Here is an 11591-nt window from a genome sequence, read left to right as displayed (position 1 = left end):
ATTGGCAGGGGCGCGTCAGCTCGTGACCAGCAGTCCCAGTTCGGTCAGGATCGGCTCCAGCTTTTTCTTCACTTTGAAAAAGCCTTTCGACGCGTGCGGCCAGATCGCCCGGTCATAGTCGGCTACACCCTCGACAACGCAGATGCCACTACGTTCGAGTTTCGGGGCGATGTCTTGCCAAGACTCAGCCGATGGCCCAGTTGGCCAGCGGTAACGCGCCACCGTGCAGATGTTTTCCGCTTTCAGGCGTTCGATCAAGGCTTTGGCGGTTGAGATATCTCCCCCATCTGTTGCGGTCTGTGAATGACGCTGGCGCGCGTCGGTCCGCAAGCGCGCATGAAAGTTCAGCACTTTCTGATCGACCGCCAGGGGTGACCGTTTCGACATGGCATCCAGCGAAAGTATCAGCTTTGGCTGTGCGCCCGCCGGCAGGCTCAAATCTTCCTCTGATAACAACCATGCATAGTCCGTGTCTGGCAGGGCCAGGGCCGGCAAGAGTGGCGGGACGGGCTCGGCCAGGGTGGGCTCTTGCAGCGGTATCGCCTCTGTGGAGAGCTGACCTGCCGGGTTGAACCGGCCATTGGTGAAACGCTGAATATTGTCGGCTCGTGCGAGATAGGTTTTGCCGATCGTGTGAAGCCCGCCCACCCAGCGCCAGCTCAGCGTGTTGGAGGCCGGATCGCCATCCAGCAGGTGGCGCATGAAAAAGTCGGCACCCAGTTGCCAGGGAAGTTTGAGCGTAAAAATCCAGATTGAGGCAAACCACATGCGCGCATGATTGTGGAGATAATTGTCTGCCACCAATTCCTTCACCCAGGCATCGAAGGCGTCGATCCCGGTCCGGCCACTGCAGGCCGTTTCGTATCCGTGGCGCAAACCCGAATTCTCGGCGAGTTGATCCGTCAGGTTCCGCAGGTCCGATTGATAGCGGTCCCAGACGCCAGGCCGATGTTCCAGCCATCCCTTGAAATAACCGCGCCAGGCAACTTCCTGGATGAATTTTTCAGCCGTTTGATAACCGTGGCGGTCCAGTACGGCGAACAGAAGCTCTGTTTCGGTGAGGACCCGGCTGCGCAACCAGGGCGACAGGCAGGAAATATTGCTGCGGTCTAACGGGCCGAAATCCGTGTTGCGATTGATCGCATAATGGTGGCCCGCCTTATCAAGGAAGACATCAAGCCGGTCCAGCCCGGTCGCGCGGGTGGGTTCAAAGGTCACGCTCATGGGAGCCAAGCTAGGTTGCGGTGGCCCGTTTGCCAGCGGCCAAACCAGCCAGGATCGCCGGGAAATTCTAGATCAATATTTCGTGCGCGGGCGGGCGGGAATTATAGAGGCTGGACATGACCTGCCCGTAGGCACCGGCATTGGCAATCAACACGACATCCCCTTCCTGTGAGGCGGGGAAGGGAATCTGGTTGGCAAACCGGTCGGCGGATTCGCAGATAGGACCAACAATCGTTCCGGTCACGTCTTTGGGGGCGTTCAGGCGCGTCAGATTGAAAATAGAGTGCTGTGCGCCATACAGCGCAGGCCGGATGAAGGTATTCATACCGGCATTGAGCCCGATAAAGACCGTGTCTGAGGCCGGTTTGATCTGGGTAATCCGCGCCAGAAGAACGCCGGCATTGGCCACAAAAAAGCGGCCTGGCTCCAGCCAGAGCTGATAGTTCGCGAAGCGGTTTTGCTCCTGTTCCAATTGTTGATTCAGCGCAGAAAGATTGATCGGATCCGGGGTGTTCGGATCATTCACCGCAAGGCCACCGCCGAGATTGAGGATCCGGACCGACGGAATGTGTTGCGCGAGATCCGCCAGCACGCAGCCATTGCGGCGCCAATAGGTGTCATCCGTGATGCCGCTGCCGGCATGGGCGTGTAAGCCGATGACGTTTGCGCCGATCGCCGCCGCGAGCTCGACCGCAGCGTCCATATCTTCAAGTGAAAGGCCGAATTTGGAGCCAGGACCGGCGGTCTGAACGTGGCGGTGATGGCCGGCCTTGATGCCGGAATTCACCCGCAGAATGATGTTCTGGCCCTTGAACAGTTCCGGCCAGTTCTCCAGCGGATAAAGGCTGTCGATCGTCAATATGACGCCTATTGCGACCGCCGCTTCATATTCGAGCCTTGGCGCAAAGTTTGGCGTAAATAAAAGCTGGTCCGTACGGACAGCCGGAACCGCCGATTTCACGGCCTCCAGCTCGCCGAGCGAAACACATTCCAGACCCGCGCCGGTAGCGTGGATGTGCCGGAGCAAGTCCGGGTTTGAATTGGCTTTGATCGCGTAAAAAATACGATCAATCGCGGTCAGCGATGCAAGCGCACCCGCATTCCGGCTGATCTGTTCGCGGCTGTAGACATAGGCCGGGCGGTCTTGCGGGCAGAGCGAAATCAGCTCGTTCCGGGCATGAACCCACCAGGGAGAATGATCGGCATCTTTCATGTGATGGCTCGCTCTAGCAAATGGAGCCTGACGGGTTCTGCGGGGTCTGACAATGCCGAATCCGACTGACATCCCGTCCGATCAGCTTGCGCGGGTTTGATGTTTTTCGAGCAGTGACCCAATCGGCGTATGGTCCATTGTGCCGCGCATGATCAGGGCCGCGAACGTTTCGTTGACATCCGGCAAGGGGCACGCCTCGATCAGTGTTCCGTTCGCCAGCTCATCCGCGACGACGATGGGCGGCAGAACGGCGACGCCGAGATCATCCCGCGCCAACAGTCGGAGCATGGCCATATCGTCAACCTCTGCGGCAATCGACGGGTGAATTTCGAGTTGCTGCAGCAGAATGTCGACGCCATTTCGATAGCCGCTCTCCGCAGTCGGCAAGACGAGCGGTTCAGTAGAGAGCAGTTCGATCATATTGGTACGTCCGGCAAGCCGGGCTGGCGTGCCGATCAGGCTGACGCCTTGCGTGTCGAGTACATGGGCAGTCCAGCGCGTTGCGGCGTCACGCAAGGGCACCTGATTGACCAGAACAATATCCAGGCGGTGCGCCTTTAGGGCCGCCAGCAATTCGTCCAGCCCGCCCGACCGGATGACGATCGAGACGCCTTCCTCCGCCATCAATTGACGGATCAAGCGGACCTGGAAGTTCCGGGACAGCGTCGAGAGCGCGCCGATCCGGACCCGGCGCTGACCGGCAGGTTCCGACTGGTTTAACCGGGCAAGCAATTCCTCTCCCGCCGAGAATATTGTCTCCGCGTATTCAAAGGCGATTTGGCCGGCGCGGGTCAGAATTAGCCGCCGGCCGCGGCGCTCGAACAGGGCCTGGCCAATGCGGTCCTCGAGCGTCTTGATCTGCGTCGATAGGGCAGACTGCGAAATGTTCAATCGGGCCGCGGCGGCAGTGAGGCGGCCTTCGCGGGCCACCGCCCAGAAATAGCGCAGGTGATTGAAGTTGAGCATTTAATAGTTCTAAAAAAGAGAACGAAACAAATCAATAAATGTAATTTTAAGAACGAAAATATTGGTGCATGTCCGGCGCGGCCCCGATTGAACCCGTGGAGACACGCAATGGATATTCTGGCGAACTTTGCCGGCAGCTTCCTGACGCAGCTGCAAAGCCCGACCCTGGCTTTCCTGATTGGCGGCATGTTGCTGGCCGCCTTTGGCAGCAAGCTGACAATACCGGACGCCATCTACAAATTCATCGTGTTCGTATTGTTGATGCGGATCGGCCTGCATGGGGGTATGGAAATCCGCGACGCAGATTTGACGGCGCTCGCCTTCCCGGCGCTGATCTCGGCGGTCATCGGTTGTCTTTGTGTGCTGATCGGACGTTACAGCCTGGCGTTTTTGCCGAAGATCCAGTTTTCGGATGCCATCGCAACGGCCGGCCTGTTTGGCGCGGTTAGCGCTTCGACACTTGCAGCCGCGTTGATCATTCTGGAAGAACAATCTGTTGCCTATGAGGCTTGGGCCCCTGCGCTTTATCCCTTCATGGATATTCCGGCCCTGATCCTCGCCATCGTGCTGGCCACCTTGCATAAACGCCGGGCTAATCCGGAAAGCGGCGGCCCGGTGAATGTTGTTCAGATTATCGTTGAGAGCCTTCGAGGGTCGGCGCTGTCGGCTCTTATACTGGGACTCCTGATTGGTATTCTAGCAAATCCGGTTCGAATCTATGAAGAGTTTTACAACCCGATGTTCCGGGGCATGCTCTCTATCCTGCTGTTGATCATGGGTATGGAAGCCTATTCGCGACTGGCCGAGCTACGCCATGTGGCGCACTGGTTTGGCGTTTATGCGCTGCTGGCGCCGATTGTTCATGGCCTTGTCGGCTTTGGTCTGGGGTATGTGGCCCATGTGCTGTTTGGCTTCAGCCCGGGCGGCGTCATCCTGCTGGCCGTGATGGCCTCGTCCAGCTCGGATATTTCCGGTCCACCAACATTGCGCGCGGCGATCCCGGATGCCAATCCTTCCGCCTATATCGGGGCGTCCACCAGTATCGGAACGCCGGTTGCGCTGGCGGTGGGAATACCGTTTTTCATTGCGCTGGCCGAGATCGTTTTCCAGATTTAACGCAAATCCCAACACCCAGTTCTTGGAGACCGCCATGGTTCATCCCGCGACCAAAGTCACCGTCATCGCCGAGCAATTGCTGGAAGATGCGATTATCAAGCTGATCAATGAATCGGGCGCGACAGGCTATACGACCGTAAAAGGCCGCGGCAAAGGCCAGCATGGCCTTCATGGGGGAAAAGGCCGTACGCTGGTCGACGCCTTCTCGATTGTGAAAATCGAGTTTGTGATGAAGGATCGCGACAAGGCGATCGAGGTGGCGGAGAAGCTGTCGGAAAAGCTCTTCGTTCAGCAGTCCGGGATCATTTATCTCAGCACGGTTGAAATCCTGAGACCCACACGGTTCTGACCCTCAGAGCTTCAAGCCCCGTTCCCTGAGACCGTGTACGAAACTGCGGCTGACAGGCACCGTCAATCCATTGGTCAAAACCAGTTCGCCTTTGCCACGCTTGAACCATCCCGATTGAACCGCATCGGCGGCAACCCACCAGGAACGGTGCGTCTGCATGCCGTCCACAGGTTCCGTTTCGGCCATTGCGTCGGCAAGTCGTATCAGCACAAGCGCCGATCCGGCTTTCGTATGTACCCGGACATAATGATCCTCGGCTTCCAATGCGATCAGTGGTGACAGCACTAATTGGCCTTCAATACGGTTCAGTATCGCCGGAGGGGTTGTGGAGGCCCGCGCTGGAGATGATGACCCGTCAGATCTCCTGTCTTCTGCCGGATCAAACAGCCGATGAAACTGAGCGCGTGCCAGGCGAATAAAGGGCACCATGGCCACCATGATAATCAGGACAGCCCCATAGAGGCGCAGCAGGGCGAAAAGCGCGAGTGGGAGCGTACTCAAATCTGGATAGTGTTCGGGATTAATAACGCGCTCGACCAGGGCAACGATAATGGTTTGCGGTGCAGCGGCGATTGCGGCGATAAGGGCAATATTCAAAAGGCCAGAGACTCTGTTTCCGCCGACTTGCCCAATAAATGCCTCGCTAAAGCGCACACATAGTGCGCCGGCCGGCATCAGAAGGCCCCAATAGATCAAGCGCGTGCCGAGATCATTACCCTGGGAGCCATAAGGCGCAATGAGCGCGAAGAAAACGCCGACCACCAGCATCACGCCAAGGTCAACTGCCCATTCGGGAATGGCTATCAACTGTGTCTTGGTAGGTGTCGCCATGCGCTACTCTTTTGATGGTTCGAGACTAGCGTGACTGCCTGAGCTGTCCAGCATTCCTCCCGCTGTGCGCGATCGGCGCTGCGCGAAGTGTGCTAGCGATACCATTGGCGTTGTTCAGGCCCCACACACGAAATATCACCCCCGCAATGACTTTCCACTGATAGGTCCGGCTTCAGGTTAAGGGAGGCCCGCAACATGCGGAAACTGGGTATCGGACTGCTGACGATTTTGTGTGTTGGCGTTGCTTTGTATGCGGCACACTACTGGCTACCAATTGATATCATTCCGGGTGCGGGCGGGCTGGTAAACAATATGGGCGCTTCCTGGCTGGCCCTTCATGCGGGGACTGGTTCGCTCGCACTCGTGCTGGGACCCTTCCAGTTTTCCAACCTGTTCCGGCAGCGCGCGCCCGCCTTGCACCGCTCCGCCGGAGTGATCTACATCCTTGCCTGCCTGATTTCCGGCATCGCCGGGCTTCTGCTGGCCGCGGGCAGTGTATTCGGGCCTGTCGCGCAGGCTGGTTTCGCCGGCCTTGGCCTTTTGTGGATCGCTTTTGTCATTCTGGGGTGGCGAAGCGCCCTTCAGCGCCGCTTTGCACATCATCGCCGCTGGATGTGGCGCAGCTATGCGCTGACCTTTGCTGCCGTCACGCTTCGCTTGCAACTGGCGATTCTGCCGTTAACCGGAGCAGAGTTCGAAACCTTTTATCCAATCATTGCCTGGACCTGTTGGGTCCCCAATCTGATCGCGACGGAATTCCACTTGCGCGCGCGGCGAGAAACAATTTCTACCGATGGCGCTTCGGCGGGCTAGGCTTCCCCGGCCCGCCGCAAGGTTGCCTCTTTATGGCGAACGGACGGCGACGCTGGTTGCGCCCACTGTGGTGTTCGCTCCATTCGTGAAAGTAATGACCACACGGTTTTGGGCCGGGATGAAATCCACTGCGGCATTTGCCCGAACAAACACCGTGAAGGTACGGGTTTCATTGTTGGCGAAATTCACATTCACGGACGCCCCGCGGGCAGAGATACATTGCCCGGTTGCCGGGTTGGTCTCGCAAATCTCCAGCACCGTGAGGGCGGGAATCGGGATCCCGCCTGTGCCGGGCGTTACGGTAACAGTTTGGCCCGCACCGATATTCACCGCTGCCACCGAGAAGGCCCGTGCATTGCCCGTTGGAATGGCCAGAATACCATTCGCTGTTGGCGTGGAGGCAATCGAAATAACGTCCGCTGTTGCTTCGGCTGCGGCTGTCAGGGTCATCGTTGTGACGCCCAGAACCGGAGAAGCGGTACGGCCATTTTCGCACCCGTAAACCGGGCTGATCACGCGGCCATTATAGGTTTGGCCCGGCGTGACGGACACCACATAGCTCTGGCTGGCACCAGGGGCGAGATCCACCAGATCGCCATCATTGCCAATGGGCTGATTAGTGGCCGGGTCTGTCCGGCGGAAGGCAAATCCACCGTTGAAATCTGCGGGCCCTTCAATCCGGCAATTGGTCAATGTCGTGTTGAAAGAAGACGGGTTGATCAGGGTTGCAAATGCCGTCGCCGTATTGCCAACCGTAATGGACCGCGCATTTGGCAGCATGGCCGCTCTAACGAGATGACCGGGGACTGATTCCATCAACCAGCTCAAATGGAAAGTTCCGGTATCTCCGCCCGGTCCATCCAGCGCGATCGTGTAGAGCGTCCCGTTGGTTGCGTTAAACGCGACAATGTTGCGTCCCTGAATCAAGGCAGATCCGGCAAACGGTGAATCTGCATAGACAGCCAGATCTGCCACTCCGTTGGAAAGGGTGGCAAATCGGACCGATCCGTCGGCGGGCGCTCTCCAGGAGAACCAGATCGACGCGCCGCCCGCACCGGTGCCGTGCTGAGGTTCCCCCGTTTCCAGCGTGGCGTTGTGATTGGTTACAACCACGGCCCCATTCGCGCCGGTCAACATCATCGCATTTGCGAGATTGTCATTGGCGGGAGCGCCCGTGATCTGGATATCCAGCGTGGCCGTCCCGTTTGCGCCGTTAAAACCGTCAAGCGCGATCATGTAGGTGGTGCCGGCTGTCGCGGCAAAATCGACCTGGCTGCGAAGCGTGCCACCGGAATCATCATTTGAGGCGACCGGTGTAAGGCTGCCCAGCTGGGTGCCGGTATAGACCGCCAGCATTGTGTCGAAACTTGCTGCCGGAATGCTGATCCGGGCCGGACCGGATGCCGGGGGCGTCCATTGCCACCAGACTGATGCCCCGCCGGAGCTGACATGATTGGGTTCGCCGATTTCCTTGGAAGCTCGAATCGTTGTGGCCTCAATCTGCTGACTGATTTGCGTAAGCGGAAGGGCATTTGCAAAATTGTCGTTCGGTGGGGCGGTCGCACCGATGAAAAGCGAAGCCGCAACTTGCAAGCCGGGATTTTGGCCATTCACGGTAAAAGTGATGGTTCCCAGATGGTTTCCGGGCGTGACACCAGAGGGATTGACGCCGACGCGGACAATGACATTCGCGCCTGCCGCCAGATTGCCATTCTCGGTATCCGCGGCAACCGGTGTACCGTCCGACGCGACGGTCTGAAGCGTTAACCAATCCACATTCGCCGATGCCTGCCAGTTGATCGCGGCCCCGCTGGTATTGGTCAGCGTGTAATCCTGCGTCCCATAGTCGGCTCCGTTAGTTCCACTGCCCGCGGCGTTGAATGCCTGCAAGGGGCTGACGGTCATCACACCGGCAATGGTTCCATTTCCGCCGACATTCAGCTGAGCGTCCGCGAGATCCACACGGATCCGCGGTGAGGTAACATTATTGGCGGTCCGGGTGACGGGAACCCCCGTGGCTTCCAGCGCATTCTCGATGGCATCGACACTGGCATTGGGATGGCTGGCACGTAAAAGGGCGATCGCGCCGGCAACGTGCGGGGTCGCCATGGATGTGCCGCTCGCTGTCCGCGCGCGGCCGACACCGCTGTCATTAGCGGTCGTGTTAGCAGAGCGGATGCCGGATCCCGGCGCAACCATATCCACGAGACCATTGGAGTTGGAGAAGCTGGAGAGCGTGTCTGACTTAGTTGTCGAGCCCACCGTAATCGCGTCGGGAATACAGGCCGGAGCCCCGACAGAATCATTGAACCCGTCATTCCCGGACGCAATAACCGTGGCCACACCGGCCCCGCGCAGCTGAGTGATAATCGGTGCGCGGCCATTGTTCGGGCAAGCTGTTTCTTCGCGTCCGCCCCCCAGGCTCATATTGATGGAGGCCAGATTAAGCGCCTGCCGATTGGCAAACAGCCATTCCAGAGCCGCCAGCTGGTCAGATGTGTAGCTGAGCATGCAGGGGTCTGAACCGCCGCAGGCATTATTGTCCTGAAAGCGCGAGAAGACTTGAACCGCAATGATATCGGCACCCGGAGCGACACCAAGGAGCGTTGTGCCCTGATTATCCGGATCTGCGAAGGATCCACCGACAGCGATGCCCGCAACATGAGTGCCATGAAAGCAGCCATCGGCGCCATTCACTGCATCGTCGGCAAGATCCTCACAATTGTCGCCCGCACCTGGCGTTGTGGTGTCAGACGTGGCGCCGCCGGGGCAGACGCTGGTCGAATTGCCGGAGGTTCTCGAGAAACAGGCCGACCCTGTGATTCGACCGGTGAACATGGGGTGCTCATGGTCCACGCCGGTATCGAGAATGGCAACGCCGGCACCCGCGCCGGTATTACCGCCATTATGGAGTGCGGATGCCCCGATCAGCGGCACACTTTGTGCCAGATAGGGGTGGGACAGGGTGTCAGCCTCGATCCGGCGAACGCCTGGATCCTGCGCCAATAATTCCATCTCCTCGCGGGTCAGCTCCATGGCGACCAATGAGGTGTAGCGGAACTCACGGGCGATCCGGGGGAGGTTTTCTTCCGGCGTGACCGTCGCAAGCCGCGCTGACGGGATACCAAAGGTCCGCAGCATGACCTGATTGGTCATTTCACGCAGTTCTGGCTCGATATCCTCCCGGGGTAATCCACCATCCCGAGCCAGCGGCGTTTCGGGCGCGGCGAGCCAGACGAGGACCGGTGCGCGGTCTCCGGCTTCAAGGCGGGCCTCGCCATTGTCATCGAGTGATATCGGAGTAGCAAAAGCCTGGCTGGCGGCAAGCGTTACCGCCGCAAGAAGCGTGAACAAACGGATCATCAAGTCTCTCCCGGTCGCGACCGGATAAAACTCCGGCTCCCTGCCTGCCACTATGAGATGCAAATGGCTCGCGGGTCCAGACCTAATTGGCGAGATTCAACGGCTTTTTTTGTCGCACCCCACATGGGCCTTGGCCGCCAGTGCCGCACATCAGGGACCTGAGGAAATCAGGATGAGTTCCGTTTGGCGTCCATCAATGAAGCGGACCGTCTCGCCATCAAAGAAAGCGTCTTCTTCGGTCCGGAAGTCGACAATCTGCCCGCCCCATTCCGGCACAGCGCTATAGGACGTCAACTCAATCGCCCAGGCCGTGTTGGCGTTGACCGGCCCAGCCCCGCGCGGCGTGGCGCTTTGATTGTCCCAGAAACCAATAGCCGGTCCTGCACCATGCCCGTGCAGGCCAATTGGATGGGTGTAGATGGACGGGGTCAGTCCTTCGGCGTTGGCGTCAGCAAGCGCGCGCTCCAGCACTTCATTTCCGCTTCGTCCGGTTTCAAAATGAGAGATCAGAATATCCTGCACGCGGTTACTATTCGCCAGGCCCTGCACCAGGCCTGCGGGCGCTTGTGTTTCGTCGGGGCGAAGCACATAGGCAAGCTGCTGTGTATCGGTCGCCAAGCGCAGATAGGTGATGCCGAAATCCGTCCACAAGAGATCACCGGGCTGAATGATGGTCTCTCCCCGGAGGATGCCGTCCTCGCCTTCGCGCTGAATACCGAAAGAGGGATGAAACCAGGGCTGAAGGCCCAGCCGCGATAGCTCTTCCCGATACCACCAGGAGACATCATCAGCCGTTGTTTCACCTGGCGTGATAACCTCGCGGGAAAGCGCGCGGCCAATCAGGGCATGAGCAGTTCTCACCACGCCGGGGTAGAGCTCGATTTCCGAAGGTGTCCGGGTTTCCAGCCAACGCACGGCGAGCGTTTCGCCCGAGACAATCCGATCCTGATAGACATCCGGAAGCGCGTCCATCATGGCGTGGTACTGGCTGAGCGTCATGCCATCGCCAAATGCGGTCAAATCCGAGAAATTGATGGCGATCCGGGCCGGATCACGTTCGGCAATAATATCCGCGACAGCCTGCCATTGATCTGGCTGGACGTCCGGATCCCAGGCGGGTTCGAACAAGCCCGCAAGCCCATAGCGGCTGACGGTGAGCCGTTCAATCGGCTGGTTCTCACCGGGGTCGAAGAAGACCAGGATGGTCCGCCGTCTGGCGGCCATGCTGCGCGCATTCAGCATTGTCGCGACAACGGGTTCCTCGAAGTATTCACGGGCCATCAAGAGCCAGAAATCGATCTCCTCCTCCCGCATGATCTGCGGGATCAGCTGGTCCAGCCTTTCTTCCAGAATCCGGTCGATCACCGGCGCGCGGTCACGCAGGGAAAGAACAGGCGGCAGGTCCGGAGCAATCACCTGCTCATCGCGCATCGGGAGAATTGTAGGTGTAACCGATTGCGCATAAGCGCCGTAACCGGTGGCCGGGAAAACCGACGCGGTGACAGCGAGGAATACTGAAATGGCGATTAGAGCTGGAACTTTCATATCGGCGGCATCCTTGTCCGTTGAGGGCGTACAAAGATGAAGTGGTAGCGCGGCTTGCATTTAAGGCAAGCATCGCACCGATGAGGCCGGTTCAAGCGCGACGTCAGACCCGGCCCGCATTTGACAGCGGCGGCCATTGCCGACGCCAATTGGAGTGGCTAAAGCCCTTGC

9 protein-coding genes are annotated in these 11591 nt (G+C 58.8%); 3 read left to right on the top strand and 6 right to left on the bottom strand.

What is annotated here, in order from left to right; all coding sequences use genetic code 11:
• Positions 1-15: 15 nt before the first annotated feature.
• The 3 genes from ACO079_RS08170 to ACO079_RS08160 all read right to left on the bottom strand — a co-directional run bounded on the left by ACO079_RS08170 (position 16) and on the right by ACO079_RS08160 (position 3403).
• Positions 16-1224 (bottom strand): FAD-binding domain-containing protein, encoded by a 1209-nt coding sequence (locus ACO079_RS08170; RefSeq protein WP_421789126.1) that lies wholly within the window; start codon positions 1222-1224, stop codon positions 16-18.
• 67 nt (positions 1225-1291) lie between these two features.
• Positions 1292-2437 (bottom strand): diaminopimelate decarboxylase, encoded by a 1146-nt coding sequence (lysA, locus tag ACO079_RS08165; RefSeq protein ID WP_421789124.1) that lies wholly within the window; start codon positions 2435-2437, stop codon positions 1292-1294.
• Positions 2438-2518: 81 nt separating this feature from the next.
• Positions 2519-3403: a LysR family transcriptional regulator gene (locus tag ACO079_RS08160; RefSeq protein ID WP_421789122.1), complete on the bottom strand. Its 885-nt coding sequence runs from the start codon at positions 3401-3403 to the stop codon at positions 2519-2521.
• A 108-nt stretch (positions 3404-3511) separates the two neighbouring features.
• Here ACO079_RS08160 and ACO079_RS08155 point away from each other — a divergent pair, with 108 nt between their 5' ends.
• The gene (locus tag ACO079_RS08155; protein WP_421789120.1) at positions 3512-4519 is read left to right on the top strand and encodes a sodium-dependent bicarbonate transport family permease; all 1008 of its coding nucleotides are present in this window, start codon (positions 3512-3514) and stop codon (positions 4517-4519) included.
• Positions 4520-4553: 34 nt separating this feature from the next.
• Entirely contained in the window at positions 4554-4868 is a 315-nt protein-coding gene (locus tag ACO079_RS08150) for a P-II family nitrogen regulator (protein ID WP_421789118.1), read from the top strand.
• A 3-nt stretch (positions 4869-4871) separates the two neighbouring features.
• Here the strand turns inward: ACO079_RS08150 and ACO079_RS08145 are convergent, their stop codons facing one another.
• Positions 4872-5699: a LytTR family DNA-binding domain-containing protein gene (locus ACO079_RS08145; protein ID WP_421789116.1), complete on the bottom strand. Its 828-nt coding sequence runs from the start codon at positions 5697-5699 to the stop codon at positions 4872-4874.
• 195 nt (positions 5700-5894) lie between these two features.
• On the opposite strand from ACO079_RS08145, the gene ACO079_RS08140 reads away from it, so the two are divergent.
• Positions 5895-6512 (top strand): DUF2306 domain-containing protein, encoded by a 618-nt coding sequence (locus ACO079_RS08140; protein WP_421789115.1) that lies wholly within the window; start codon positions 5895-5897, stop codon positions 6510-6512.
• Positions 6513-6542: 30 nt separating this feature from the next.
• Here ACO079_RS08140 and ACO079_RS08135 read toward each other — a convergent pair whose 3' ends face one another.
• Together ACO079_RS08135 and ACO079_RS08130 are read right to left on the bottom strand one after the other, a co-directional pair.
• On the bottom strand, positions 6543-9875 hold the full coding sequence (locus ACO079_RS08135; protein ID WP_421789113.1) for a S8 family serine peptidase: 3333 nt from the start codon (positions 9873-9875) through the stop codon (positions 6543-6545).
• Positions 9876-10025: 150 nt separating this feature from the next.
• Positions 10026-11306, bottom strand: coding sequence for a M24 family metallopeptidase (locus ACO079_RS08130; RefSeq protein WP_421792932.1), 1281 nt, complete (start codon positions 11304-11306; stop codon positions 10026-10028).
• Positions 11307-11591 lie beyond the last annotated feature (285 nt).

The organism is Hyphobacterium sp., assembly GCF_965228115.1.
Lineage (GTDB): Bacteria > Pseudomonadota > Alphaproteobacteria > Caulobacterales > Maricaulaceae > Hyphobacterium.
This window is presented reverse-complemented; position numbering and strand designations above follow the sequence as displayed.

What these genes read in the sequence shown, in the direction of transcription:
- ACO079_RS08170 (WP_421789126.1), bottom strand. Translation starts at nt 1,224, where the DNA reads ATGAGCGTGACCTTTGAACCCACCCGCGCGACCGGGCTGGACCGGCTT.
- ACO079_RS08150 (WP_421789118.1), top strand. Translation starts at nt 4,554, where the DNA reads ATGGTTCATCCCGCGACCAAAGTCACCGTCATCGCCGAGCAATTGCTG.
- ACO079_RS08140 (WP_421789115.1), top strand. Translation starts at nt 5,895, where the DNA reads ATGCGGAAACTGGGTATCGGACTGCTGACGATTTTGTGTGTTGGCGTT.
- ACO079_RS08130 (WP_421792932.1), bottom strand. Translation starts at nt 11,306, where the DNA reads ATGCGCGATGAGCAGGTGATTGCTCCGGACCTGCCGCCTGTTCTTTCC.
- ACO079_RS08155 (WP_421789120.1), top strand. Translation starts at nt 3,512, where the DNA reads ATGGATATTCTGGCGAACTTTGCCGGCAGCTTCCTGACGCAGCTGCAA.
- ACO079_RS08135 (WP_421789113.1), bottom strand. Translation starts at nt 9,875, where the DNA reads ATGATCCGTTTGTTCACGCTTCTTGCGGCGGTAACGCTTGCCGCCAGC.
- ACO079_RS08160 (WP_421789122.1), bottom strand. Translation starts at nt 3,403, where the DNA reads ATGCTCAACTTCAATCACCTGCGCTATTTCTGGGCGGTGGCCCGCGAA.
- ACO079_RS08145 (WP_421789116.1), bottom strand. Translation starts at nt 5,699, where the DNA reads ATGGCGACACCTACCAAGACACAGTTGATAGCCATTCCCGAATGGGCA.
- lysA (WP_421789124.1), bottom strand. Translation starts at nt 2,437, where the DNA reads ATGAAAGATGCCGATCATTCTCCCTGGTGGGTTCATGCCCGGAACGAG.